The organism is Mesorhizobium sp. BR1-1-2 (genome assembly GCF_020165435.1).
GTDB lineage: Bacteria > Pseudomonadota > Alphaproteobacteria > Rhizobiales > Rhizobiaceae > Mesorhizobium.
Genome location: NZ_JAIUID010000008.1, coordinates 82112 through 107243, shown reverse-complemented (window position 1 = coordinate 107243; position 25132 = coordinate 82112). Strand labels below are relative to the sequence as shown.

Genomic DNA, 25132 nt, shown 5'->3' with positions numbered 1-25132 from the left:
CGATCAGATCCGCCGCTGCTTTCGCGTCCGACGCGCGAACCCCTTCCTCAGGTCCCCGCCGTGTAGGCCGCGATCGCCGCCATGTTGACGATATCGCTGTCCTTGGCGTTCAGCGAGACGATCTGCACCGGCTTGTTCAGCCCGACCAGCAGCGGGCCGATAACCGTCGAGCCGCCGAGTTCCTGCAGCATCTTGGTCGAGATCGAGGCCGAGTGGAAGGCCGGCATGATCAGCACATTGGCCGGGCCGGTCAGCCTCATGAACGGGTATTGCGCCATGGCACGGGCGTTGAGCGCGACGTCGGCGGCCATCTCGCCGTCATACTCGAAATCGACGCGGCGCTTGTCGAGGATGCGCACGGCTTCCTGGATGCGCTCGGAGCGCTCGCCGTGGGGATGGCCGAAGGTGGAATAGGCGAGCATGGCGAGCCTCGGCTCATAGCCCATGCGGCGGGCAAAGCCTGCCGCCTCCTCGGCGATGTCGGCGATCTGCTCGGCGTTCGGCATGTCGTGCACGGCTGTGTCGGCGACGATCACGGTGCGGCCGCGCGCCAAAACGATCGACACGCCGATGACGCGGTGGCCGGGCTTGGCGTCGATGACGCGCCTGACATCGTCGAGCGCGGTGGAATAGTTGCGGGTGACGCCCGTGACGATGCCGTCGGCATCGCCCAGCGCCACCATGCAGGCGGCGAAATGGTTGCGGTCGTTGTTGATCAGGCGCTGGCAGTCGCGGAACAGGAAGCCTTTGCGCTGCATGCGCTCGTAGAGATAATCGGTATAGACCGAATTGCGGCGCGACAGGCGCGCATTGATGATCTCCAGGCCCTGCTTGTCGAGGTCGATGCCGGCGTGCCTGGCGTTCTCCTTGATGACGTCGTCACGGCCGAGCAGGATGGCGGTGCCGAGCCGCTGGTTCACATAGGAGACGGCGGCGCGCATCACCTGCTCCTCCTCGCCCTCGGCGAAGACGATGCGCTTGGGCTGGCGGCGCACGCGGTCGTAGATGCGCTGCAAGGTCGAGGCGATCGGATCACGGCGGGCCGACAGCTCCTGCGCGTAGCGGTCGAGATCGAGGATCGGCTTGCGGGCGACGCCAGAATCCATCGCCGCCCTGGCGACGGCCAGCGGAATGGCCGAGATCAGGCGCGGATCGAACGGCACCGGGATGATGTAGTTGGGGCCGAATTTCGGCCGGTTGCCCTGGTAGGCCGCGGCGACGTCGTCGGGCACGTCCTTGCGTGCCAGGTCGGCAAGCGCACGCGCGGCGGCGATCTTCATGTCGTCATTGATGGTGGTGGCTCGCACATCCAGCGCGCCGCGGAAGATATAGGGGAAGCCGAGCACGTTGTTGACCTGATTGGGATAATCCGAACGCCCGGTCGCCATGATGGCGTCGGTGCGGATCTCCGCCACTTCCTCGGGCGTGATCTCGGGATCGGGGTTGGCCATGGCGAAGATGATCGGGTTCTTGGCCATAGAACGCACCATGGCGGTGGTCAGCGCGCCCTTGGCGGAAAGGCCGAGGAAGACGTCGGCGCCATCCAGCGCCTCGGCCAGCGACCGCGCGTCGGTCTTGACCGCGTGCGCCGACTTCCACTGGTTCATGCCTTCCGTGCGGCCCTGGAAGACCACGCCCTTGGTGTCGCACAGGATGATGTTCTCGGGCGCAAAGCCCATCGCCTTCATCAGCTCGATACAGGCGATGCCGGCCGCACCGGCGCCGTTGCAGACCATCCTGGTGGTCTTCATGTCGCGGCCGGTGATCTCCAGCGCGTTGATCAGGCCGGCGGCCGAGATGATGGCGGTGCCGTGCTGGTCGTCGTGGAAGACCGGAATGTCCATCAGCTCGCGCAGCCGCTGCTCGATGATGAAGCATTCCGGCGCCTTGATGTCCTCCAGGTTGATGCCGCCGAAGGAGGGCCCAAGGAAGCGCACGCAGTTGATGAACTCGTCGGCGTCCTCGGTGTCGACCTCGAGATCGATGGAATCGACGTCGGCGAAGCGCTTGAACAGCACCGCTTTGCCCTCCATGACCGGCTTGGAGGCCAGCGCGCCGAGATTGCCCAAGCCCAGGATGGCGGTGCCGTTGGAGATGACGGCGACCATGTTGCCGCGCGACGTGTAGTCGAAGGCGCGGCTGGGATCCTCGGCGATGGCCAGCACCGGCACGGCGACGCCGGGCGAATAGGCGAGGCTCAAATCGCGCTGCGTGGCCATCGGCTTGGTGGCGACGATCTCGAGCTTGCCGGGCCGCCCCATGGCGTGGAATTCGAGCGCTTCCTGCGCGCTGACGGACGGACCGCTGTTTTCGGTTTTCCTTGCCATGATGCTTTTGATTTCCTCGCCATGCGGCACCTCCTTGAGGCGGGTGCCTTGTGTGATTCCGAATTAAGACCACGCGCCGCCGCGTGTAAACCGCCAAGCGTTGCCGAACTGGCGTCGGAAGGACGCATGGCGTTCAATGGTGGTTGATCTCCGTTCTTCCCCTGCTTTTCCAATGGCCGGCATTAAACCCCGCCGCCACATCTGCTAGCGTGAGCGCATGAACATGCACATTCAAAACGAACCGGACGCTCCCGAGGCGATCACGCCGGCAGCCGCTGGCGGCGTGACCCCGATGATGGAGCAGTTCATCGAGATCAAGGCGGCGAACCCGGATTCGCTGCTGTTCTACCGGATGGGCGATTTCTACGAGCTGTTCTTCGAGGATGCGGAGAAGGCGAGCCGGGCGCTCGGCATCGTGCTGACCAAGCGCGGCAAGCATCAGGGCCACGACATCCCGATGTGCGGCGTGCCGGTGCATGCGGCGGATGACTATCTGCAGAAACTGATCGCGCAGGGTTTCCGCGTCGCCGTCTGCGAGCAGATCGAGGATCCGGCCGAAGCCAAGAAGCGCGGCTCCAAATCGGTGGTGCGCCGCGATGTGGTGCGGCTGGTGACGCCTGGCACCATCACCGAGGACAAATTGCTGGCGCCGTCGGAATCGAGCTTCCTGATGGCGCTGGGACGAGTGAAGGGCGGCGGCGATCCAAGAGGCGGGGAGCGCGGCGGCGCGACCGGGAACCAAGGAAGCTTTGCCCTGGCCTGGATCGACATCTCGACCGGGGCTTTCCGGGTCACCGACACCACCGCCGACCGGCTGCTCGCCGACATCTTCCGTGTCGATCCGCGCGAACTGATCGTCGCCGAGCCGGTGTTCCACGATCCCGAATTGCGACCGGTATTCGACGTGCTCGGCCGCGTCGCCAACCCGCAGCCGCCGAGCCTGTTCGATTCGGCCTCGGCCGCCGGGCGCATTGCCCGCTTCTTCGCGGTGGCGACGCCGGACAGCTTTGGTGCGTTTTCGCGTGCCGAGCTGTCGGCGATCTCGGGCGCCATCGCCTACGTCGAAAAGACGCAGAAGGCCGAGCGGCCGCCGCTGTCGCGTCCCGAGCGCGAGGAGGCCGGCTCGACTTTGTTCATCGACCCGGCGACGCGCGGCAACCTGGAACTGCTGCGCACGCTGTCGGGTAGCCGTGAAGGCTCATTGTTCAAGGCAATCGACCGCACGGTGACCGGCGGCGGCGCCAGGCTGCTCGCCGACCGGCTGATGGCGCCGCTGACCGACCCGGCGGCAATCGCCGCGCGGCTGGATTCGGTGTCGTTCTTCCGTTCCGAGACGCGGCTTTGCCAGGCGGTGCGGGCGAGCCTGAAGAGCGTCGCCGACATGCCGCGCGCGCTGTCGCGGCTGGCGCTCAACCGCGGCGGCCCGCGCGACCTCGGCGCGCTGCGCGCCGGCTTCGAGGCGGCCGGCGCGATCGCGGAGATATTTGCCGCGACCGCCCTCCCCCACGAATTGGCGGCGGCGCTCGCAGCGATCCGGGCGCTGCCGCAAGCGCTTGCCGGGCATCTGACGCAAGCGCTTGGCGAGGAACTGCCGCTGCTCAAGCGCGACGGCGGCTTCGTCCGTGGCGGCTACCACCCGGAGCTCGACGAGATGCGGGCGCTGCGCGACGAGTCGCGAAAAGTGATCGCCGGGCTGGAGCGTTCGCTGATCGAGGAGACCGGCATCCGGTCGCTGAAGATCCGGCACAACAATGTGCTCGGCTACTATATCGAGGTGACCGCCAACCACCACGCCGTGATGACCGGCAGCGACGGCGCCAAGGCGCGCTTCATCCATCGCCAGACCATGGCCAACGCCATGCGCTTCACCACCACGGAGCTGGCGGAGCTGGAAACGAAGATCGCCAATGCCGCCGACCGGGCGCTGAGCATCGAGCTTGCCGCCTTCGATGCGCTGACGGCGGAAGCGGTCGGCGAAGCGGAGAAGATCCGCGCCGGCGCCGATGCTCTCGCCGTGCTGGACGTGTCGGCGGCGCTCGCGCTTCTATCCGAGAGCGAGGCCTGGTGCCGGCCGCTGGTCGATGCCAGCCTTGCCTTCGAGATTTCGGGTGGGCGCCATCCCGTGGTCGAACAGGCGCTGCGGCGCTCGGGCGCAGGACCGTTCGTGGCCAATGACTGCGACCTGTCGCCGGAGGGCAGCGCCAGGAACGGCGCGATCTGGCTGCTGACCGGTCCCAATATGGGCGGTAAATCGACATTCCTGCGGCAGAACGCGCTGATCGCCATCCTGGCCCAGACCGGCTCTTTCGTCCCGGCGACATCGGCCCATATCGGCGTCGTCGACCGCCTCTTTTCCCGCGTCGGGGCCTCGGACGATCTTGCACGCGGCCGATCGACCTTCATGGTCGAGATGGTCGAGACGGCGGCGATCCTCAACCAGGCCGGCGAACGCGCGCTGGTGATCCTCGACGAGATCGGCCGCGGCACCGCAACCTTCGACGGCCTGTCGATCGCCTGGGCGGCTGTGGAATATCTGCACGAGAAGAACCGCTGCCGGGCGATCTTCGCCACGCATTTCCACGAGATGACCTCGCTTGCCGGCAAGCTGGCGCGGCTCCACAACGTCACCATGCGGGTCAAGGAGTGGGAGAACGACGTCGTCTTCCTGCACGAGGTCGGCAAGGGCGCGGCCGACCGCTCCTACGGCGTGCAGGTGGCGCGGCTCGCCGGACTCCCCGAGGCGGTGGTTGACCGTGCCAAGGAAGTGCTGCACCAGCTCGAGGAAGGCGAGGTTTCGGGCAAGACCAACCGCCTGGTGGACGACCTGCCGCTGTTTTCCGTGGCGGTGAAACGGGAAGCGCCGAAGGCGGTCAAGAGCGATGCGCTCAATGAGGCACTCAGCGCGATCAGCCCCGACGAGATGACGCCCAGGGAAGCGCTGGAGGCGCTTTACCGGTTGAAAGGATTGCTGGGGACGTAGCTTTGCAATCTGGGCGGCGCCTGAATTGCCAATCTCCCCCCTCGTGGGGGAGATTGGCAGCTTCAAATCATCTCCAGCCCGCGTTTGCGGCCCGGCGGCGGGAAGGCGCGGTCGAGCTCGGCGAGGTCCTCGCGCGTCAGCTTGATCTCGAGCGCCGCGACATTCTGGCGGACATGCTCCTGGCTGCTGGCCTTGGGAATGGCGATGACGCCTTCCTGATGCATCACCCAGGCCAGTGCGATTTGTGCCGCGGTCGCCCCGTGGCGGGCAGCGACCGCATCTAAACTGGCATTGCGCGCCAAGGCGCCCTGCTCGACCGGCGAATAGGCCATCAAGGGGATGCCGCGTTGCCGGCTCCAGGGCGCCAGATCGAACTCAAGGCCGCGCCGGACCAGATTGTAGAGCACCTGGTTGGTCTGGACGTTACCGCCGTCGGGCAGGCCGACCAGCTCTTCCATCTCCCCGGTGTCGAAATTGCTGACGCCCCAATGACGAATCTTGCCGGACTTCTTCAGCGCCTCGAAGGCTTCGACGGTTTCGGCCAGGGGCACGCTGCCCGGCCAATGCAGGAGGTAGAGGTCGATGCGGTCGGTGGCGAGGCGCTTCAAGCTGTTCTCGCAGGCGCGCTGCACACCGGCGCGCGAGGCGTTGGAGGGCAGCACCTTCGAGACCAGGAAGACCTCGGCGCGCTGCCCGGCGATGGCTTCGGCCACCACCTCCTCGGCACCGCCGCTGGCGTACATTTCGGCGGTGTCGATCAGCCTGACACCGAGATCGAGGCCAAGCTTGAGGGCATTCACCTCCTCGGTGCGGCGGCGCGAATCCTCGCCCATCTTCCAGGTGCCCTGGCCGAGAACGGGAACGGCTTCGCCGGAGGGCAGCGTGGTGGTTCTGACGCTCGACGGCATGGCAGGCTCCAGTTGAGACCAGATCGCATCACAGGCCGGGCGAGAAATCCAGAGAGGTTCTCGCCCGAGCGGCGAAAGCTTACTTCACCGGATGGGCGGCGAGCCAGTCCTGCATCTGCTTGATCTCGGCTTCCTGCGCCGCGATGACGGCCTCAGCCAGCTTGCGGATCTCTGGGTCCTTGCCGTTGGCGAGTTCGACCTTGGCCATGTCGATGGCGCCCTGGTGGTGCGGGATCATGCCGCGGACGAAATCGACGTCGGCATTGCCGGTGTATTTGGAGGCCATCATGTCGGCGTGCATCTTGTCCATCGCCGCTTTGTAGCCTGCGGTCGATGGGCCTTCCGCCCCCGTCGCCATGCCGGCCATGTCGTGCTTCATCTCTTCGCTCTGTGCGGGAACGCTTTCGAGGAAGACGGCGACCAGCATTCCAGCCGCCATCAGCAGCAGCACGATTCTCTTGGCCAAGGTCATTGATGGTCTCCTGTTGATTGGGTTTCGTATTTGGGTGATTGGCTCAAAGTTTCAATGTCCTCAGCCGCAACGCATTGGCGATGACCGAGACCGACGACAAGCTCATCGCCGCCGCCGCCAGCATCGGCGACAAAAGCGTGCCGGTCAGCGGATAGAGCACGCCGGCCGCGACCGGCACGCCAAGCAAATTGTAGAGGAAGGCGAAGAACAGGTTCTGCCTGATGTTGCGGATGGTCGCCTGGGCCAGTGTGCGGGCACGCACGATGCCGTTGAGGTCGCCCTTGATCAAAGTGATGCCGGCGCTTTCGACCGCGACGTCGGCGCCGGTGCCCATGGCGATGCCGACATCGGCGCTGGCCAAGGCCGGTGCGTCGTTAACGCCGTCGCCGGCCATGGCGACGCCGGCGCCTTTGCCGCGTAGTTCCTCGACCAGCGCGCCCTTCTGTTCCGGCAACAGGCCGGCGCGGACCTCGTCGATGCCGAGACTCCTGGCGATCGCATTTGCCGTGCGCTCATTGTCGCCGGTCGCCATGATGATCCTCAAGCCGCTGCCGTGCAGGGCCTTGATCGCCTCGGCGGTGGTCGCCTTCACCGGATCGGCGACGGCGACGATGCCGGCCAATTTCCTGTCCACGACGACGAACATCGCCGTCTTGCCATCGCCTTGCAGCGTCTCTGCCGCCGCCGAAACGGCGGACACGTCGACGCCGAGATCACGCATCATCGCGGCGTTGCCGAGCGCTACATTCCTGCCCGAAACGGCACCGGAAACACCCTTGCCGGTGACCGCCTCGAAGCCGCTGGCTTCGGCGATGCTTACACCACGGGTCGCGGCGCCTTCGACGATAGCCTCGGCCAGGGGATGCTCCGAGCCCTTTTCCAGGCTCGCGGCGAGGCCCAGCAATTCCTCCTCCGAAAACCCATCGGCGGTCACGATGTCCGTCAGTTTCGGCCGGCCTTCGGTCAGTGTCCCCGTCTTGTCGACGATCAGCGTATCGACTGAAGCGAAGCGTTCGAGCGCGGCGGCCTCCTTGATCAGCACGCCTGCGTGGGCGCCGCGTCCGGTGGCGGTCATGATCGACATCGGCGTGGCGAGGCCGAGCGCACAGGGACAGGCAATGATCAGCACCGAGACCGCCGAGATGATGGCGAAGATCAGGCTGGGCGCCGGGCCGAAGGCCGCCCAGGCGACGAACGCGGCGATGGCGACCAGCACGACAGCCGGGACAAAGTAGAAGGAAACGCGGTCGGCCAGCCCTTGTATCGGGGCGCGTGAACGCTGCGCCTTGGCGACCAGTTCGACGATGCGCGAGAGCGTGGTCTCGGCGCCGATGCGCTCGGCGCGCATGATCAGCGAGCCGTTCTTGTTGAGCGTGCCGCCGGTGAGGGCATCACCTTCGGCCTTCTCGACCGGCAGGGCTTCGCCCGTGATCATCGATTCGTCGATGGAAGAGCGGCCTTCGAGCACGGTGCCGTCGACCGGCACGGCATCGCCTGGCCGGATGCGCAGGCGCTCGCCGGCCTTGACGCTGTCCAGCGGCACATCGCTCTCGGTGCCGTCTTCGGCAATGCGTCGCGCGCTCTTGGGCGCAAGGTCGAGCAAGGCGCGGATGGCCGAGCCGGTCTTTTCGCGGGCGCGCAGTTCCAGCACCTGGCCGAGGAAGACCAGCGCGACGATGACGGCGGCGGCTTCGAAATAGACCGGCACCGCCCCGCCATGACCGCGGAACTGATGCGGAAAAATGTCCGGGAACAGCGTCGCGACGACGCTGTAGAGATAGGCCGCACCAACGCCGAGCGAAATCAACGTCCACATGTTCGGGCTGCGGTTGCGGATCGAATCCCAGCCGCGGTGAAAGAACGGAAACGCGGCCCAAAGCACCACCGGGCTCGCGAGCGCCAGTTCGATCCAGACTTTTGTCCGGTCATCTATCAGGTTCACGAAGGACAGACCGATCATCGGCGCCATGGCGACGATGAGAAGGGGCACCGAGAGCACCGCACTGACCCAGAACCGCCTGGTGAAATCGACCAGTTCGGGATTTGGCCCCTCATCGCCTGATGGAACGCCCATCGGCTCGAGAGCCATGCCGCAGATCGGGCAGGAGCCGGGCTTGTCACGGATGATCTCGGGATGCATCGGACAAGTGTATTGCGTGCCCTTCGGCATCGCCCGGGGCGCCGGCCTGTCGCCGAGATAGGTTTGGGGTGCCGCTTCGAATTTAGACTTGCAGCCGGCAGAGCAGAAATAGAAGCCTTGGCCGTCATGGCGGATAAAATGCTTTGCCGTGGCACGGTCCACGCTCATGCCGCAGACGGGGTCGATGGCGGTCAGGTATGTTTCCGGCTCGGCCTGAAACTTTGTCCGACAGCCTTCGCTGCAGAAATGATAGAGGCGGCCAGCATGCTGCGATGTCGGCTTGCCGGCGGCTGGATCGACGATCATGCCGCAGACAGGATCGCGCGTGACGGCGCCGGCATCCACGGCCGCACCTTTTGCCGCACAGCAACCACCATGCCCGTGATGATCGTGATCTGAATGCGTCATTTCGAATGCCTCTATCAAACTGCTTCGAGCCGGAGGTAGTCCTTCCAGTAACTGGAAGGTCAAGGACTGGTTTGAATTTTATTGTCGCGGGTGTCCCGCACCATGGAAACGCGTCAACCGCCCCCATACCCAGAGCCGCGGAAACGCGCTATAGACGCCGCCCAAAAGGCAAGGCCAACCGGTACCATGGCGAAAATCTCCTTGAAGCTCGACGAACTGATCGACGGCGACGCCTTGCGCCGCGAGATGACCGCGCTGACGGCGACCACGGCCGGGGACGGCTCAGGATCGACCGCCCGCGCCGGGGTTCTCCAGCTTCTCAAGGGCCGGCTCGCCGCGGGCCGAAAGGTCGCCGAGGCCATGCTGAAGCAGGATGGCGGCGGCAATGCCTGCGCCGAGCGGCTGTCGCATCTGATGGATGAGCTGATCCGGGCGCTCTACGATTTCGCCGCGACCCATGTCTATCGGGTAAAGAACCGCTCGGTCGCCGAACGCATGGCCGTCGTCGCGGTCGGCGGCTACGGGCGCGGCACGCTGGCGCCGGGATCCGACATCGACCTTCTGTTCCTGCTGCCCTACAAGCAGACGCCGTGGGGCGAACAGACAGTCGAATACATGCTCTACATGCTGTGGGACCTGGGGCTGAAGGTCGGCCACGCGACCCGCAACATCGAGGAATGCCTCAGGCTGTCGCGCACCGACATCACCATCCGCACCTCGATCCTGGAGGCGCGCTTCCTGTGGGGTGAGCAGAAGCTTTACGACGAACTGATGCTGCGCTTCGACCATGAGGTGGTGCGCACCACCGGACCGGAATATGTGCAGGCCAAGCTCGCCGAACGCGATGAGCGCCATGCCAAGGCCGGCGAAAGCCGCTATCTGGTCGAGCCCAACGTCAAGGACGGCAAGGGCGGCCTGCGCGACCTGCAGACGCTGTTCTGGATCGGCAAGTATTTCTACCGCGTGCGCACCGGCGAGGAGTTGGTCGAGAAGGGCGTCTTCACGCAGGCCGAATACCGCGAATTCCAGAAGGCCGAGGATTTCCTGTGGGCCGTGCGCTGCCACATGCATTTCCTCACCGGCAAGGCCGAGGAGCGGCTGCATTTCGATATCCAGCGCGAGATCGCGGAGCGGCTGGGCTACACCACCCATCCCGGCCTGTCGGCGGTCGAGCGCTTCATGAAGCACTATTTCCTCGTCGCCAAGGATGTCGGCGACCTGACCCGTATCTTCTGCGCGGCGCTCGAAGAGGAGCAGGCCAAGCATGTGCCGGGCTTCAACCGCATCTTCCTCACCTTCCAGCGCCGCAAGCGCAAGCTTGCCGGCACGTCGGATTTCATCGTCGACAACCACCGCATCAACATCGCCGACGACCAGGTGTTCGAGCGCGATCCGGTCAATCTCTTGCGGCTGTTCTGGTTCGCCGACAAGCACGGGCTGGAATTCCACCCCGACGCGCTGAAGCTGCTCACCCGCTCGCTCGGCCTGGTCAACAAGTCGCTGCGGCGCGACGAGGAGGCCAACCGGCTGTTCCTCGACATCCTGACCTCGGACCGCAATGCCGAGCTCAATTTGCGCCGCATGAACGAGGCGGGGCTGCTCGGCCGGCTGATCCCCGATTTCGGCAAGATCGTCGCCATGATGCAGTTCTCGATGTACCATCACTACACGGTCGACGAGCATCTGATCCGCTGCATCGGCGTGCTGGCCGAGATCGAGCGCGGCGACGGCGAGAAGGTGCATCCGCTGTCGCATTCGCTGATGCCGGGACTGAGAAAGAGCCGCGAGGCGCTCTACGTCGCCGTGCTGCTGCACGACATCGCCAAGGGCAGGCCGGAGGACCATTCGGAAGCCGGCGCCCGGATCGCCCGGCGCATCTGCCCGCATATGGGACTTTCGACCGCGGACACGGAAACGGTGGCCTGGCTGGTCGAGAACCATCTGGTGATGTCGATGACGGCGCAGACGCGCGATCTCAACGATCGCAAGACGATCGAGGACTTCGCCTCGATCGTGCAGTCCGTCGAGCGGCTGAAGCTGCTTCTCATCCTCACCGTCTGCGACATCAGGGGTGTCGGACCGGGAGTCTGGAACGGCTGGAAGGGCCAGTTGCTGCGCACGCTGTACTACGAGACCGAACTGCTGCTCACCGGCGGCTTCTCGGAAGTGTCGCGCGCCCAGCGCACTTCCGCGGCGCGCGAGCGCCTGGCCGAAGCGCTCGCCGGCTGGCCCGACAAGATCCGCAAACGCTATGTCGGCCTGCACTATGAGAATTACCTCCTGACCGTCGACCTGCCGGACCAGCTTCGCCACGCCGAATTCATCCGCGAGGCGGATGCGTCCGGCAACAAGCTCGCCACCATGGTCAAGACGCACCAGTTCGAGGCGGTGACCGAGATCACCGTGCTGGCGCAGGACCATCCGCGCCTGCTGTCGGTGATCGCCGGCGCCTGTGCGGCGGCCGGCGGCAATATTGTCGACGCGCAGATCTTCACCACCTCGGACGGCCGCGCGCTGGACACGATCCTGATCTCGAGGGAGTTCGACCGCGACGAGGACGAGCGCCGGCGTGCCGAGCGCGTCGGGCGGCTGATCGAGGACGTGCTGTCGGGCAAGAGCTGGCTGCCGGAGATGATCGAGAAGCGCACCAAGCCCAAGCGCGGCGCCAAGGTCTTCCGGATCGCGCCGCGCGCCGAGATCCGCAACACGCTGTCGAACCGATTTTCGGTGATCGAGGTCGAAGGGCTGGACCGGCCGGGCCTGTTGTCGGAGATCACCGGAACACTCTCCGACCTGTCGCTCGACATCGCGTCGGCCCACATCACCACCTTCGGCGAAAAGGTGATCGACACGTTCTACGTCACCGATCTTACCGGCCAGAAGATCGACAGCCCGTCACGCACCACCACCATCCGCAACAGGCTGACGGCGACGCTCGAGGGCACGGCCTCCGAACGCGGCAGCAGGACCAAGGCGGCCGCCGAGTGAGCGCCACCATCACTTTGTCCCAATCGCGCAGGCAGTCTCCAAACGCATGAGTCTCGTCAAGAAATTCGCAACGGTCGCTTCCGGCACGCTGATGAGCCGCGCGCTCGGTTTCGGCCGCGAGATGCTGATGGCGGCAGCACTGGGCACCGGACCGGTGGCCGACGCCTTCAACGCCGCCTTCCAGTTTCCCAACACCTTTCGCCGGCTGTTCGCCGAAGGCGCCTTCAACGCCGCCTTCGTGCCGCTGTTCGCCAAGGAAATCGAGACGCACGGCACCGACGGCGCCAAGCGCTTTTCAGAGGAAGTGTTCGGGGTGCTGTTCACGGCGCTGCTGGCGCTGACCATCGCCATGGAACTGGCGATGCCGCTGATCGTGCGCTACCTGGTAGCGCCGGGTTTCGCCGACACGCCGGGCAAGTTCGAGACGACCGTCACGCTGGCGACGATCATGTTCCCCTATCTCATCTGCATGTCGCTGGCCGCCATGATGGCGGGCATGCTGAATTCGCTGCGCCGCTATTTCGCTGCGGCTATCGCGCCAGCCTTCCTCAACATCATCCTGATCAGCGTGCTTGGCTACGCCTGGTATCATGGGCTGGATGCGCACGCCGTCGGCTTCAGCCTGTCCTGGGGCGTTCTGGCGGCGGGCCTCGTGCAGCTCGCCATCGTTTGGGTGGCGGTGCGCAACGCCGGCATCTCGATCGGCTTCCGCCGGCCGAAGATGACGCCGAACGTGAAGCGGCTCCTGATCCTGGCGCTGCCGGCGGCGATCACCGGCGGCATCACCCAGATCAACCAGCTGATCGGCACCGCGATCGCGTCGGCGCAGGATAGCGCCGTGTCCTCGCTCGCCTATGCCGACCGCGTCTACCAGCTGCCGCTCGGCGTGGTCGGCGTCGCGGTTGCGATCGTGCTGTTGCCGGAACTGTCGCGTGCGCTGAAGTCGGGCAATCTGATCGAGGCCGCCAATCTGCAGAACCGCTCGGTCGAATTCACCTTGTTCATGACCTTGCCGGCTGCGGTGGCGCTCTGGGTCATGTCTGAGCCGATCGTGCGGCTGGTCTATGAGCGCGGCGCGTTCGCCGCCAACCATTCGACGCCTGTCGTGGCGGCGATCCTGGCGATCTTCGGGCTCGGCCTGCCGGCCTTCGTGCTGATCAAGGCGTTCACCCCGGGCTATTTCGCCCGCGAGGACACGCGCACGCCGATGATCTTCGCCGCCATCTCGGTGGCGGTGAACGTCGCCACCGCGCTGACGCTGTTTCCGAGGATGGGCGCGCCCGGCATCGCCGTGGCCTCGGCGGTAGCCGGCTGGGTCAACGCGCTGATGCTGCTCGGAGTGCTGATCCGGCGCGGCCATTGGGGCCGCGACGTGCCGCTCTTGAAGCGCATTCCGCGCCTGGTGCTCGCGGCGGCGGTGATGGGCGTCGCCCTCTATTTCGCCGAACACTGGCTGGCCGCCAGGCTCGGCCCAGGCTCGCCGCTGGTCGTCAAGGCGACGACGCTGCTGGGGCTGGTGGCCGGCGGGGCGCTGCTCTACTTCGCCACGGCCTTTGCCACCGGCGGCGCCGATTTCGGCATGATCCGCCGCAATGTGAAGCGCAAGGGATCGCCAGTGCCTAAGGAACAGTCTCCAGATCCGTAAGCCGGAATTCGTCGGCCGTCGAGAGCATCGGAACGGCGTAGTAGCGCGCGCAGGCATAGTGAAAACAGTCCGCCAAGTTCAGTCTGATGGCGTTGTTCCGAAACCGCGACGCAGCCCCAACGGACAGAGATGTTGCCTCAGAGGCGGGCGGGAGGTCGCGCAAGGCGATGGCCCGTTCGTCAAGAAACCGACTAACTATCTGTACACTCAATTCGACCGGTATACCCAGCTTTTCCGATCGCGAAAGCGCCATTGCGGCTTCCCAGACCGCGATTGCCGACGTGAAAGGAGCCGACGCTTTCACGACTGCCTGCGCGCAGCGCTGAGCTTCGGCCTCATCGCTCAGCATCGCGACGATAGCGGCTGCGTCGACAAACATCAGTCTTCGCCGGACATTTCGTCGTAGACTGAGCGAGGCAGCGGATTGCGGGCTTGATCGCTCAGTTCGATTCCGAACTCGGCACGAAGCCGTGCTGCCGTCTCCAATGGCGTCTCCCGGTTGCGGCGGCGCTCCAGGGCTTCACGCATGGCGATGACGATCGCCTCGGTAATGCCAACGCCTTCGACTCTGGCGAAGGCGCGCGTCAGGCTGTCTGCCTCCTTGTTATTGATGTTGATCGTCATCACACCCAACTCGATATAGAACAACTTATGTAGCAACCTACATCAACATATCAACACCACAAGAGGCCTTACGCCCTGGGGAGGGCTCTTGATCCTCTCCGCGCTCTCGTCCATAAGCGCGCCGTCGCAAGACTTTCGCCGCGCGCGGTTTCCAGCCGCGTGTTTGGCTCCGAAAAGTCTGCAACTTTTCGGAATCACGCTTATACGGCCCTCCACAAGCCACGAGGAAACCATGTCCCCCTTCAAGCCACTCGTCTTCTCCGGCGTGCAGCCGACCGGCAATCTGCATCTCGGCAACTATCTCGGCGCCATCAAGAAATTCGTCGCCCTGCAGGACACGTCCGACTGCATCTACTGCGTCGTGGACCTGCATTCGCTGACGGCCCAGCTGGTTTACGACGATCTCAGGGACCAGACGCGTTCCATCACCGCGGCATTCCTGGCCTCGGGCATCGATCCCAAGAAGCACATCGTCTTCAACCAGTCGCGGGTGATGCAGCACGCCGAGCTCGCCTGGATCTTTAACTGCGTGGCGCGCATCGGCTGGATGAACAAGATGACGCAGTTCAAGGACAAGGCCGGCAAGGACCGCGAGAACGCCTCGCTCGGACTGCTTGCCTATCCCTCGCTGATGGCAGCCGACATCCTGCTCTACCGCGCCACCCATGTGCCGGTCGGCGAGGACCAGAAGCAGCATCTGGAACTGACGCGCGACATCGCCCAGAAATTCAACAACGACTTCTCGGACCGCATCGCCGGTCTTGGCGTCGGCGTCGAGATGAGGATAGGCGAGGAGACGGTGAACGGCTATTTCCCGATCACCGAGCCGGTCATCGGCGGGCCGGCGGCGCGCATCATGAGCCTGCGCGACGGCTCCAAGAAGATGTCGAAGTCGGACCCGTCGGATCTGTCGCGCATCAATCTGACCGACGATGCCGACGCCATCTCCAAGAAGATCCGCAAGGCCAAGACCGATCCGGAAGCCTTGCCGAGCGAAGTGGACGGCCTCGCCACCCGGCCGGAAGCGGAAAACCTGGTCGGCATCTATGCGGGCCTTGCCGACATATCGAAAGAGGCGGTGCTGAAGGAGTTCGGCGGCCAGCAGTTTTCGGTGTTCAAGCCGGCACTGGCCGATCTGGCGGTCGAAAAACTGGCGCCGGTCGCCGCCGAAATGCGCCGCATTTCCGATGACCGCGCCTATGTCGACGCGGTGCTGAGGGACGGCGGCGAGCGCGCCGGCGTGCTGGCCGAAGCGACGATGAAGACTGTGCGCGACATCATCGGGCTGCTGCAGGACTGATCCGCATCGTTATGCCCCGCACCGTACCGGCCAAAGACCGGCGGCTTGCCGCCGGTCAGCCGCGGTGGCAGATTGCGGCCGAAATGACATCGAGTAAATAGACATGGTCTCCAAACGCCTCAGCCGCGAAGCCGGACATCGCCGCAAGTTCCTGGCGATCATCGACGACACGCCCGAATGCGAGCGCGCCGTCGCCTACGCCTCGAAGCGGGCGCTGAGCACCAGCGGCGTGCTGGTTCTGCTCTATGTCATCGAACCGGACGATTTCCAGCACTGGCTGGGCGTCGAGAAGATCATGCGCGAGGAGGCGACCGCCACCGCACGCACCGCGCTCGACAGCTATGCCAACAAGGTGCGCCAGAAGCTCGGCATCGAACCGGAGATGGTGGTGCGCGAGGGCAAGCCCACCGAAGAGATCCACAAGCTGATCGAGGAAGACCAGGATATCGCCATCCTGGTGCTGGCGGCCGGCGCCGGCAAGGAAGGGCCGGGGCCGCTGGTCGGCGCGGTGGCCGGCAAGGGCGCGGCCTTCCCTATCCCGGTGACCGTGGTGCCGCAAAACCTTTCGGACGAGGAAATCGACAGCCTCGCTTGAAGCCCGCCAGGGATTTCGATCCCCAGCCAGCAAAAACATTCCGTCAGCCAGCCGTTCGGGCGACGCGTTTCGCTTGAATGTCCAGCCGATAGAGCTTATTTAGAATTATTCCAAACTATCTGCCCGAGACGGGCACGGAGACGGCCATGTTCATCCAGACCGAATCGACGCCAAACCCGGCGACGCTGAAATTCCTGCCCGGCAAGGAAGTGCTTTTGGAAGGCACCGCCGATTTCCGCGATGCCGACAGTGCGGCGACGGCCTCGCCGCTGGCCGGCCGGCTGTTCGAAATACCGGGCGTCACGGGCGTCTTCTTCGGCTACGACTTCATCACCGTGACCAAGGACGGGCCCGACTGGCAGCATCTGAAGCCGGCGATTCTGGGCGCCATCATGGAGCATTTCATGTCCGGCGCGCCTGTCATGGCCAATGCCGGCCCGGCCGCGGAGACCAGCCAGACCGGCGAGTTCTACGACAAGGCCGACGAGGAACTCGTCATCACCATCAAGGAGCTGCTCGACACGCGGGTGCGCCCGGCAGTGGCCCAGGATGGCGGCGACATCACCTTCCGCGGCTTCGAGAACGGCACCGTGTTCCTGCACATGAAGGGCGCCTGCGCCGGCTGCCCGTCATCGACGGCGACGCTGAAGCACGGCATCCAGAACCTGCTCCGCCACTTCGTTCCCGAGGTCCAGCAGGTCGAACAGGTCGCCTGATTCTAAGGCGCAGCCCTACGCTATGGCTCCGGGCATTCGTCGTTCTAAAAACCAAATCGTCGGCTTTTGGTTGCCTGCGGCAACCTCTCCTCACCAACAAAAAACCGGGCCGAATTGCCCGGTTTTCTGCTGGGGACGTCCGTTGTTGCCTAGACGGTCCGCGTACGAACGGTTTTGACCATGAACCTCGCGGTCACGGTCAGAGAACGATGACCTTGGCGCCGACCTCGGCGCGATCGTAAAGGTCGATGATGTCCTGATTCATCAGCCGGATGCAGCCCGACGACATCGCCTTGCCGATCGAGTTCCATTCCGGGCTGCCATGCAGGCGATAGCCCATGTCGCCGCCCTTGTTGAACAGGTAAAGAGCGCGCGCGCCGAGCGGGTTCTTCAGGCCCGGCTCCATGCCGCCGGCGAACTTGGCGAGTTCCGGCTGGCGCTTGATCATCTGCGACGGCGGCGTCCAGGTCGGCCATTCGCGTTTGATGGCGACACGGGCGGTGCCATGCCACTCGAAGCCCTCGCGGCCGACGCCGATGCCGTAGCGAATTGCCCGGCCGTCACCCTCGACGAAGTAGAGGAACTTGTTCTGCGTATCGACGATGATGGTGCCCGGCTTTTCCTTGGTGTCGTAGTTCACCTCCTGGCGGTGATACTTCGCGGGCACCTTTTCGATCGGGATACGGGGCAGCTGGTAGCCGGAATCGGTCACCGCGCCGTAGTCGTTGGAGAATATCTGCCCGCCAATGGTGCTGCAACCGGCGAGTGCCGTGGACAGCGCCAGTGCGGCAATGACTGCAAGCGACTTCATGCGCATGAGGTGATCCGTGCCCCGCCAAACGTCCGCGGCACGAGTCGGCCGCTTTCTTGCCATCATTCATGCTGGCATTTGCTTTGCTTGCCAAGTACGCGATGCTTATATGCAAGACCTCACCTGCCGGTAAGCCAGCAACTGCGGCATTTCGGCAACAGCCTTCACCGGATTGTGAAGGAAATTCAATGGCCCTGACTTTCGGGCCTGCGGGGAATCGAGGAACAGCCCATGAATGTCGGCGACGCCGCCCAGCGCTCCGGTCTGCCAGCCAAGACCATCCGCTATTACGAGGAAATCGGCCTGATCGCGCCTGCGCGTGCCGGCAACGGCTATCGCGACTATTCGGGCGACGACATCCATCGGCTGACCTTCCTGCGCCGCGCCCGCAACCTCGGCTTTTCCATCGACGATTGCCGCCAGTTGATGGCGCTCTACCAGGACCGTAGCCGCGCCAGCCACGACGTGCGCGAGATCGCCACCGCCCATGTCAAAGCGATCGAGGAGAAGGTGCGCGAGCTGCAATCGATGCGATCGACCCTGCAGAAGCTCGTCCAGGCCTGCCATGGCGACGAGCGGCCGGACTGCCCGATCATCGACGACATTGCGGGAACCGCGCCGCTCGGCGACAAAGCCATCACGGCCGCATAGGATCCGTGCCGGCCAAGCCAGTTGCCTGTCGGCTACTTGGGGGAGGATGCCGATGGTCTCGATGACTGTCGAACTGCACAATGTCGAAGGTACCGAAGCCGCCATGGGCTGGGCCGGCGGCCACACGATCGTCGTCGACCGGCCCGAGGGCAAGGCCGGCGGCATGGGCCTGGGCTTCAATGGCGGCCAGTTGCTGGCGCTGGCGATTGGCGGCTGCTTCTGCAACGACCTTCGCTATGTCGCCGACGAGATCGGCGTGAAACTCGGCAGGATCGCGGTCTCGGTGAGGCTCGACCTCGACGGCAAGCCCCTGCTGGCGACCGCGGCAAGGATGACGGTTTCCTGCGAGACGTTAGACGGGTCCGACCCCCAAAGGATCGTTGATCGTGCCAGCGTGGTTTCGACAGTCAGCAACTCGTTGCGCCAGGGCGTGCCGGTTACGATCGAAACGACGGGGCCTGGTCGCTCATAACGGGTTCAAACCATGAACAAAATCTGGCATGGTGCCGCCATGCCAATCATCTCACCGATTCCCCTCAACCCCCTGATCGACGGCCGCCAGTCCGAACGCGCCATGCTGGTGCGGCGCGGCGTGCAGCGGCTGCTCCGCGAAATGGGCGCGCATGTGCTGCCTGAACTGTCGCTGGCCACCGGCCGCCGCGCCGACCTTGTCGCGCTGACCCGCCAGGGCGACATCTGGATCATCGAGATCAAATCCTCGATCGAGGATTTTCGCGTCGACCGCAAATGGCCCGACTACCGGCTGCACTCCGACCGCTTCTTCTTCGCCACCCATCCCGGCGTGCCGGCGGAGATCTTTCCCGAAGAATGCGGCTTCATCCTCTCCGACGGCTATGGCGCCGAGATTTTGCGCGATGCGCCGGAGCACCGCATGGCGGCGGCGACGCGCAAGGCGCTGATGCTGCGCATCGCCCGGGCCGGCGCCGCGCGGCTGCTGGCGGCGGAGCTCGCCGGGGTGGCCGTGCCGGCGCTGGAGGGGGAGAGCGAGTAGGAATGCGCCGCGGCGGCGACAAAAGCCTGTCCCCGTCACCAGCCCGACATGGGCGGCTTTTGGCACCTGCCGACCGCTTGAGACAAATTTTTTCTTCGCACCGATGATTTCCGCTCACCTCGGCTGTCCTCATCAATAGGCGCTCGGATAGTCCAGCGGCCGGACAGAGAGGTGATCCATGGGATCGTTGCGAGATCAGAATGTCGTCGTCATTGGAGGCAGCCGTGGTGTCGGCCGCTCAATCGTGGAGGCCGCGCTGGGCGAAGAGGCGAGCGTGCTTGCCGTCGCCCGCGGCGCCGCGGCCCTGAAAGTGCTCTCCTGGGAGGCATCAGGCGTGAAGACCCTGGCGCTCGACGCGACCAAGGAGACCGCCCCCGATGCTGTGTTCGCCGCTCTCGAGCCAGACGTGCTGGTGATCTCGGCGGGCGCGCTTGCCCCATCGGCGCCGGTGCAGGAACAGAGCTGGGAAATTTTCTCGGCGAACTGGGAAACGGACGTCAAGGCGTCGTTCCTGTTCTGCAAGGCCGCGCTCCAGGGCCGGCTGAAGCCGGGGAGCCGGGTGATCCTGATTTCCAGTGGTGCCGCCCAAAGCGGAGGGCCGCCCAACTCTGGCGGCTATGCCGGCGCAAAGCGCATGCAAATCTTCCTGGCCGGCCACAGCCAGAAGGAATCGGACCGGCTGAGCCTCGGCCTGCGCTTCATGGCCCTTTCGCCGGCCCGCATCATGCCGGGCACCGGCGTCGGCGATCGCGGCATCGATAGCATCGCGGCCTATATGGGCATCCGCCCGGCGGACTTCCTGGCGAGCATGACCGACATGCAGACACCGGCCGATGTCGGACGGGCGGTGGTGGCGCTTGCGACCGCAAAAACGCAAGGCAGCTCCTTCGTGGTGAGCGGCAGCGGACTTGCGGCGGCGGCATGAGGCGCGCAGAATGGCGGACGACTTCAGCATCGCAGGCTCCGCATGACAGACGCTGGTGGCGTTTCTGAGCCATTGGGCCGGCCAGGCCAGCCAATCCTCGATCGACTGGCCTTCGAGCGCCTGACCGCGGCCCACCGCCGCGAGATCAAGCTCCACTGCTACCGGATGATGGGCTCGCTTCATGAAGCGGACGACCTCGTCCAGGACACCTTCCTGCGGGCGTGGCGCGCAAGGTCGCAATTCGACGGACGAGGCTCGCTTCGCGGCTGGCTCTACACGATCGCCACCAACAGCTGCCTCAACGCCATCAAGGCACGGTCGTCGGCGTATCGCATTATCCAGCAACCCGAACGACCGCCTTCCAACGGACCGGCGACCGGCGGGCCGGCCGCCGAACTCACCTGGCTGCAGCCTTATCCGGACGCCGAGCTTCCGGACCTCGCTGACGACAGGCCCGGCCCGGAGGCGCGCTACGAGGCGCGCGAAGCCGTGCAGCTAGCCTTCCTCGCGGCGATCCAGCTTCTGCCGCCCAGGCAACGGGCAGCCCTGCTGCTTTGCGACGTGCTCGGATGGTCGGCCGTCGAGACGGCGCAATTACTGGGCGGATCGACCGCCTCGATCAACAGCGCCCTCCAGCGGGCCCGTGCGACGCTTGGCGAGCGATATCCTCAGGGACGTCCCTCGCAGCGGTCGCGGCCCGACCAGCAAGAGGCACTGCTGCTGGAACGCTACATGCGGGCGTGGCAGGCCGCCAACCTCGACGGCCTTATCGAACTCCTGAAGGAGGACGCCATCTACCACATGCCGCCATGGCGGGAATGGTATCGGGGGCGCGAGGCGATCCGGGCTTTCTTCGAGACCGTCTGGGGCAATTTCGCCGGCTATCGTGCGGTGGCCACCAAAGCCAATGGCCAGCCGGCTGTCGGGGTCTACGCGTTGAGCCGTCAGGACCGCGTGTGGCGATCGCATTCGCTGCATGTCATCGAGCCGGCCGAGGGCACGATCGCCTCCCTGGCGATCTATGTGCCGCCCCTCGGCCCAACCTTGTTTGCCGGTTTCGGTCTGCCGCCAGCCTGAAACGCCCCACGCGTTGTCCAGACAGCCTCATTCGCCCGCCTCGCCCGCCGCAGGCGCGAGCAGAAGGACCGCCGCTCCGAGCAGCGCCGCGACCAGGGAGCCGGCGAGAATGCCGACCTTGACGGCGTCCTGCAGCGCCACGTCGCTGGCGAAGGCGAGCAGGCCGATGAACAGGCTCATGGTGAAGCCGATGCCGCACAGCAGCGAGATGCCGATCATGTGCAGCCAGCCGGCATTGGCCGGCAGGTCGGCGAGGCCGAAGCGGATGGCGAGCGCGGAGGAGCCGAACACGCCGACCAGCTTGCCGACGACGAGGCCGGCGGCGACGCCGAGCGTCAGCGGCTCGAACAGCGCACCGAGGCTGAGCCCCGCCAGCGAAACGCCGGCATTGGCAAAGCCGAAGATAGGAATGACGACGAAGGGCACTATTGCGTGCAGGCCGTGCTCGAGCCGGTGCAGCGGCGAGTGGTCGAGATCGTGTTCGATGGCGGCGGTGCGTTCGAGCGGAATGGTCAGCGCCAGCGCCACGCCGGCAAGCGTGGCATGCACGCCCGACTTCAGCACCAGCACCCACAGGATCGCACCGAGCACGAGGTAGGGCACGAGGCTCATCACCCGCATGCGGTTGAGCGCGACAAGCGCGGCGATGACCGCGAAGGCGGCGCCCAAATAGGCAAGCGACAGGCCGCCCGTGTAGAAGATCGCGATGATGACGACCGCGCCGAGATCGTCGATGATGGCAAGCGCGGTGAGGAAGATCTTCAGTGAGGCCGGCACCCGGCTGCCGAGCAGCGACAGCACGCCGAGGGCGAAGGCGATGTCGGTGGCGGTCGGGATCGCCCAGCCGGACAGCGCGCCCGCATTGTCACGGTTGATGGCGACATAGGCCAGCGCCGGCACCACCATGCCGCCGGCCGCCGCGATGCCGGGCAGCACCCTGCGCGGCCAGGTCGAGAGCTGGCCGTCCAGCATCTCGCGCTTGATCTCCAGGCCGACGAGCAGGAAGAATACCGCCATCAGCCCGTCATTGACCCAATGCGACACGCTGAGCGGGCCGAGATAGGCGTGGAGGACGGCAAAATAGGTTCCGGAGAGCGGTGAGTTGGCGACGATCAAGGCCAAGGCCGCCGCTATCATCAGCATGATACCGCCGGCCGCCTCGCTGTCGAGAAATTCGCGCAAGACGGAAACCGGCCGCTGTTTCAAGTCCCGCATGTCACCCTTCCGTCATGCCGCCAATTTCGAACTTGCCCATTCTCCTCACCTGCCTGCCGGCATCCTCTCCCCGTATAGTGGCGGGGAGAGGGACGCTGTCATCACCGGTTTCGCCAATCACCGGCGTTACGGAATGGGCGCCAGCGCTGCGGCCAGCCTCTTTCTCCCCGGCACCATACGGGGAGAAATGCCCGGCAGGGCAATGAGGGGCGGCGCCGAGTTCGACAATTGGTATGCTCCGCCATGATGAGAAAACCGGTCCGAAGGAATTGCCCCCTCGTCCGACACTCCTAGCGCGGCGCGCGCTTGGCCAGGATGCGCTGCAGGGTGCGGCGATGCATGTTGAGGCGGCGCGCGGTCTCGGAGACGTTGCGCTCGCACATTTCGTAGACACGCTGGATGTGCTCCCAGCGCACGCGGTCGGCCGACATCGGATTTTCCGGGGGTGCGGCGCGCTCGCCGGCCGTGCGGGTTAGCGCGGCAAAGACGTCGTCGGCGTCGGCCGGCTTCGACAGATAGTCAACGGCGCCGAGCTTCACCGCCGTCACCGCGGTGGCGATGTTGCCATACCCGGTCAGGATGATGGCGCGGGAATCCTCGCGCTTTTCACGGATGGCGGCCACGACGTCGAGGCCGTTGCCGTCGCCAAGGCGCATGTCGACCACCGCGTAGGCGGGCGGATTGGCGCGTGCCTTGCCGACCGCCTCCTCGACGCTCTCGGCCGTTTCGACCACGAACCCCCTGGTTTCCATGGCGCGGGCCAGACGGGTCAGGAACGGTTTGTCGTCATCGACGATCAGAAGCGAGGTGTCCTCGCCCTCAACCATTGCGCCACTGTTTTCATCGCCTGTCATCGTCTTGAAATTCCTGCTGCCTTAATTTTACGCAGATATAGTTTTGCGTGGCGATTGTCCAATTTACGCGGTGTCAAACATCGTCGCGGGCGCAGATTCCGGGTTCAGGAAAACATTTCTCGGCCATGAAATCCGCACCATGGCGCCCTCGCCCAGTCCGCTCGAATTGCGAAAGTCGAGCGTGGCGCCCGATCGTTCGAGCAATGTCTTGGCGATGAACAGGCCCAGCCCCAGCCCGCCGCCGGCCTCCGTGCCCTGGCGTGTCGACATATAGGGTTCGCCGATGCGATCGATGATCTCAGGTGGAAAGCCGGGACCGTCATCGATGATCGAGAAGGTGACGGTGGCCTCGTCCCAGCTCCAGCGCACGGTGACGCTCTCGCGGGCGAAATCGACGGCGTTCTCCACCAAATTGCCAAGGCCGTAGATGACGCCGGGATTGCGGCGCCCGACCGGCTCGGGGCCGCTGCGCTCGCCCGGCCTGAGCTTGATCGAGATGCCGAAGTCGCGGTGCGGCGCGGTGACCTCCTCGACCAGCGAGGTCAGCGGCAGGCGGGACAGATGCGCCTCGCCCTCGGACGACAGGCTGGTCAGGCGCTTGAGTATCTCGCGGCAACGCTCGCTCTGGGAGCGCAGCAGTGTGACGTCCTCCCCGTATTTCGCGTCCTTGCCGAGCGCCTTCTCCATCTCCTTGGCGACAAGCGTGATGGTGGCGAGCGGTGTGCCGAGCTCATGCGCGGCGGCGGCGGCCAGCCCGTCGAGCGCCGAAAGATGCTGCTCGCGCTGGAGCACCAGTTCGGTGGCGGCGAGCGCATTGGCCAGGAGCCGGGCTTCCGCGGCCACGCGGAAGGCGTAAATGGCGGTGAAGGCGATCGAAGACAGCACCGCCATCCACATGCCGGCAACATAGATGAAGGGCATCGCCAACGGCGCGCCTTCATGCCAAGGCAATGGCAAGTGGAAAAAGACCAGCAAGGTCGCCGCCGTCATCACCAGCCCCCCGAGCACCGCGGTCAGGCGCAAGGGCAGCGACGTCGCCGAAATCACCACGGGCACGGTCATCAGCAGCGAGAACGGATTGGTTAGGCCGCCGGTCATGTAGAGCAGGCCGGCAAGCTGGAGGCTGTCGAAGATCAGGATGCAGAAGGCCGCGAACGGCGAGAGCCGGTGCGCGGCCGGGAACCGGAAGGCGAGGAACAGGTTCATCCAGGCCGAACAGGCGATCAGGGCAAAGCACAGGCTGACCGGCAGCGGGAATTTCAGGCCGTAGGCGACAAAAAGCACCGTCACGCTCTGGCCGACAATGGCAAGCCAGCGCAGCCGGATCAGCGTGTTGAGGCGCAGTCTCTGGCTCTGCTGGAAATCGGGAGAACGCAATACGTTGATCATGGCCATGAAATACAGCCGGGGGACGGCGAGCGCTAGTAGCGCTGCACCAGGGGCTGGACGGTTGGAGCTTGCCCGACTTCGTCATCCACGGGCGG

At 65.2% G+C, this 25132-nt stretch carries 21 protein-coding genes; 11 read left to right on the top strand and 10 right to left on the bottom strand.

Annotated elements, in window-relative coordinates; all coding sequences use genetic code 11:
• Positions 1–47 precede the first annotated feature (47 nt).
• Positions 48–2327: an NADP-dependent malic enzyme gene (locus LB551_RS19530; protein WP_140497115.1), complete on the bottom strand. Its 2280-nt coding sequence runs from the start codon at positions 2325–2327 to the stop codon at positions 48–50.
• A 217-nt stretch (positions 2328–2544) separates the two neighbouring features.
• Here LB551_RS19530 and mutS point away from each other — a divergent pair, with 217 nt between their 5' ends.
• A complete protein-coding gene (mutS, locus tag LB551_RS19525; RefSeq protein ID WP_224660171.1) occupies positions 2545–5307 on the top strand; it encodes a DNA mismatch repair protein MutS in 2763 nt (920 codons plus the stop codon).
• A 62-nt stretch (positions 5308–5369) separates the two neighbouring features.
• On the opposite strand, the gene LB551_RS19520 is transcribed toward mutS, so the two are convergent.
• The 3 genes from LB551_RS19520 to LB551_RS19510 all read right to left on the bottom strand — a co-directional run bounded on the left by LB551_RS19520 (position 5370) and on the right by LB551_RS19510 (position 9235).
• Positions 5370–6215 (bottom strand): aldo/keto reductase, encoded by an 846-nt coding sequence (locus LB551_RS19520; protein WP_224660170.1) that lies wholly within the window; start codon positions 6213–6215, stop codon positions 5370–5372.
• A 79-nt stretch (positions 6216–6294) separates the two neighbouring features.
• Positions 6295–6687, bottom strand: coding sequence for a DUF305 domain-containing protein (locus tag LB551_RS19515; protein ID WP_224660169.1), 393 nt, complete (start codon positions 6685–6687; stop codon positions 6295–6297).
• 43 nt (positions 6688–6730) lie between these two features.
• The gene (locus LB551_RS19510; protein ID WP_224660168.1) at positions 6731–9235 is read right to left on the bottom strand and encodes a heavy metal translocating P-type ATPase; all 2505 of its coding nucleotides are present in this window, start codon (positions 9233–9235) and stop codon (positions 6731–6733) included.
• Positions 9236–9421: 186 nt separating this feature from the next.
• Between LB551_RS19510 and LB551_RS19505 the strand changes: the two genes are divergently transcribed.
• Entirely contained in the window at positions 9422–12223 is a 2802-nt protein-coding gene (locus LB551_RS19505) for a [protein-PII] uridylyltransferase (RefSeq protein WP_224660167.1), read from the top strand.
• 46 nt (positions 12224–12269) lie between these two features.
• The gene (gene murJ / locus LB551_RS19500) at positions 12270–13868 is read left to right on the top strand and encodes a murein biosynthesis integral membrane protein MurJ (protein ID WP_224660166.1); all 1599 of its coding nucleotides are present in this window, start codon (positions 12270–12272) and stop codon (positions 13866–13868) included.
• Here the strand turns inward: murJ and LB551_RS19495 are convergent.
• Together LB551_RS19495 and LB551_RS19490 are read right to left on the bottom strand one after the other, a co-directional pair.
• Positions 13843–14247 carry a type II toxin-antitoxin system VapC family toxin gene (locus LB551_RS19495; protein WP_140550249.1) on the bottom strand — a complete coding sequence of 135 codons (405 nt, stop codon included), beginning with the start codon at positions 14245–14247 and terminating at the stop codon, positions 13843–13845. The genes murJ and LB551_RS19495 overlap by 26 nt on opposite strands.
• A complete protein-coding gene (locus LB551_RS19490; RefSeq protein WP_140550250.1) occupies positions 14247–14492 on the bottom strand; it encodes a type II toxin-antitoxin system VapB family antitoxin in 246 nt (81 codons plus the stop codon). The genes LB551_RS19495 and LB551_RS19490 overlap by 1 nt, the downstream gene beginning before the upstream one ends.
• Before the next feature lie 232 nt (positions 14493–14724).
• Between LB551_RS19490 and trpS the strand changes: the two genes are divergently transcribed.
• The 3 genes from trpS to LB551_RS19475 all read left to right on the top strand — a co-directional run bounded on the left by trpS (position 14725) and on the right by LB551_RS19475 (position 17103).
• Positions 14725–15792 carry a tryptophan--tRNA ligase gene (gene trpS, locus LB551_RS19485; RefSeq protein ID WP_224660165.1) on the top strand — a complete coding sequence of 356 codons (1068 nt, stop codon included), beginning with the start codon at positions 14725–14727 and terminating at the stop codon, positions 15790–15792.
• Between the two features lie 103 nt (positions 15793–15895).
• Positions 15896–16387 carry a universal stress protein gene (locus LB551_RS19480; protein WP_140497131.1) on the top strand — a complete coding sequence of 164 codons (492 nt, stop codon included), beginning with the start codon at positions 15896–15898 and terminating at the stop codon, positions 16385–16387.
• Between the two features lie 146 nt (positions 16388–16533).
• Complete coding sequence (locus LB551_RS19475; protein ID WP_140497133.1) at positions 16534–17103, top strand: NifU family protein; 570 nt, start codon at positions 16534–16536, stop codon at positions 17101–17103.
• Between the two features lie 199 nt (positions 17104–17302).
• Here the strand turns inward: LB551_RS19475 and LB551_RS19470 are convergent, their stop codons facing one another.
• A complete protein-coding gene (locus tag LB551_RS19470) occupies positions 17303–17920 on the bottom strand; it encodes a L,D-transpeptidase (protein ID WP_140550252.1) in 618 nt (205 codons plus the stop codon).
• Positions 17921–18145: 225 nt separating this feature from the next.
• Between LB551_RS19470 and cueR the strand changes: the two genes are divergently transcribed.
• The 5 genes from cueR to LB551_RS19445 all read left to right on the top strand — a co-directional run bounded on the left by cueR (position 18146) and on the right by LB551_RS19445 (position 21579).
• Positions 18146–18565, top strand: a complete 420-nt coding sequence (gene cueR, locus LB551_RS19465) for a Cu(I)-responsive transcriptional regulator (RefSeq protein ID WP_224660164.1) — start codon at positions 18146–18148, stop codon at positions 18563–18565.
• Positions 18566–18617: 52 nt separating this feature from the next.
• Complete coding sequence (locus LB551_RS19460) at positions 18618–19037, top strand: OsmC family protein (protein ID WP_224660163.1); 420 nt, start codon at positions 18618–18620, stop codon at positions 19035–19037.
• 39 nt (positions 19038–19076) lie between these two features.
• On the top strand, positions 19077–19577 hold the full coding sequence (locus LB551_RS19455; RefSeq protein ID WP_224660248.1) for an MmcB family DNA repair protein: 501 nt from the start codon (positions 19077–19079) through the stop codon (positions 19575–19577).
• Between the two features lie 178 nt (positions 19578–19755).
• The gene (locus LB551_RS19450) at positions 19756–20502 is read left to right on the top strand and encodes an SDR family NAD(P)-dependent oxidoreductase (RefSeq protein WP_224660162.1); all 747 of its coding nucleotides are present in this window, start codon (positions 19756–19758) and stop codon (positions 20500–20502) included.
• Positions 20503–20544: 42 nt separating this feature from the next.
• Positions 20545–21579, top strand: coding sequence for an RNA polymerase subunit sigma-70 (locus LB551_RS19445; protein WP_224660161.1), 1035 nt, complete (start codon positions 20545–20547; stop codon positions 21577–21579).
• Positions 21580–21606: 27 nt separating this feature from the next.
• On the opposite strand, the gene nhaA is transcribed toward LB551_RS19445, so the two are convergent.
• The 3 genes from nhaA to LB551_RS19430 all read right to left on the bottom strand — a co-directional run bounded on the left by nhaA (position 21607) and on the right by LB551_RS19430 (position 25043).
• Positions 21607–22794 (bottom strand): Na+/H+ antiporter NhaA, encoded by a 1188-nt coding sequence (gene nhaA, locus LB551_RS19440; RefSeq protein ID WP_224660160.1) that lies wholly within the window; start codon positions 22792–22794, stop codon positions 21607–21609.
• Positions 22795–23084: 290 nt separating this feature from the next.
• Positions 23085–23648: an ActR/PrrA/RegA family redox response regulator transcription factor gene (locus LB551_RS19435; protein ID WP_140497143.1), complete on the bottom strand. Its 564-nt coding sequence runs from the start codon at positions 23646–23648 to the stop codon at positions 23085–23087.
• A 63-nt stretch (positions 23649–23711) separates the two neighbouring features.
• Complete coding sequence (locus tag LB551_RS19430; protein ID WP_140550259.1) at positions 23712–25043, bottom strand: ActS/PrrB/RegB family redox-sensitive histidine kinase; 1332 nt, start codon at positions 25041–25043, stop codon at positions 23712–23714.
• Positions 25044–25132: the final 89 nt, after the last annotated feature.

Coding starts and splice junctions, on each gene's coding strand:
- LB551_RS19450 (WP_224660162.1), top strand. CDS start 19,756: ATGGGATCGTTGCGAGATCAGAATGTCGTCGTCATTGGAGGCAGCCGT.
- murJ (WP_224660166.1), top strand. CDS start 12,270: ATGAGTCTCGTCAAGAAATTCGCAACGGTCGCTTCCGGCACGCTGATG.
- LB551_RS19505 (WP_224660167.1), top strand. CDS start 9,422: ATGGCGAAAATCTCCTTGAAGCTCGACGAACTGATCGACGGCGACGCC.
- LB551_RS19510 (WP_224660168.1), bottom strand. CDS start 9,235: ATGACGCATTCAGATCACGATCATCACGGGCATGGTGGTTGCTGTGCG.
- LB551_RS19460 (WP_224660163.1), top strand. CDS start 18,618: ATGGTCTCGATGACTGTCGAACTGCACAATGTCGAAGGTACCGAAGCC.
- nhaA (WP_224660160.1), bottom strand. CDS start 22,794: ATGCGGGACTTGAAACAGCGGCCGGTTTCCGTCTTGCGCGAATTTCTC.
- LB551_RS19475 (WP_140497133.1), top strand. CDS start 16,534: ATGTTCATCCAGACCGAATCGACGCCAAACCCGGCGACGCTGAAATTC.
- LB551_RS19435 (WP_140497143.1), bottom strand. CDS start 23,648: ATGACAGGCGATGAAAACAGTGGCGCAATGGTTGAGGGCGAGGACACC.
- LB551_RS19530 (WP_140497115.1), bottom strand. CDS start 2,327: ATGGCAAGGAAAACCGAAAACAGCGGTCCGTCCGTCAGCGCGCAGGAA.
- LB551_RS19495 (WP_140550249.1), bottom strand. CDS start 14,247: ATGTTTGTCGACGCAGCCGCTATCGTCGCGATGCTGAGCGATGAGGCC.
- LB551_RS19430 (WP_140550259.1), bottom strand. CDS start 25,043: ATGGCCATGATCAACGTATTGCGTTCTCCCGATTTCCAGCAGAGCCAG.
- LB551_RS19480 (WP_140497131.1), top strand. CDS start 15,896: ATGGTCTCCAAACGCCTCAGCCGCGAAGCCGGACATCGCCGCAAGTTC.
- LB551_RS19470 (WP_140550252.1), bottom strand. CDS start 17,920: ATGCGCATGAAGTCGCTTGCAGTCATTGCCGCACTGGCGCTGTCCACG.
- LB551_RS19520 (WP_224660170.1), bottom strand. CDS start 6,215: ATGCCGTCGAGCGTCAGAACCACCACGCTGCCCTCCGGCGAAGCCGTT.
- cueR (WP_224660164.1), top strand. CDS start 18,146: ATGAATGTCGGCGACGCCGCCCAGCGCTCCGGTCTGCCAGCCAAGACC.
- trpS (WP_224660165.1), top strand. CDS start 14,725: ATGTCCCCCTTCAAGCCACTCGTCTTCTCCGGCGTGCAGCCGACCGGC.
- LB551_RS19490 (WP_140550250.1), bottom strand. CDS start 14,492: ATGACGATCAACATCAATAACAAGGAGGCAGACAGCCTGACGCGCGCC.
- LB551_RS19455 (WP_224660248.1), top strand. CDS start 19,077: ATGCCAATCATCTCACCGATTCCCCTCAACCCCCTGATCGACGGCCGC.
- mutS (WP_224660171.1), top strand. CDS start 2,545: ATGAACATGCACATTCAAAACGAACCGGACGCTCCCGAGGCGATCACG.
- LB551_RS19515 (WP_224660169.1), bottom strand. CDS start 6,687: ATGACCTTGGCCAAGAGAATCGTGCTGCTGCTGATGGCGGCTGGAATG.
- LB551_RS19445 (WP_224660161.1), top strand. CDS start 20,545: ATGACAGACGCTGGTGGCGTTTCTGAGCCATTGGGCCGGCCAGGCCAG.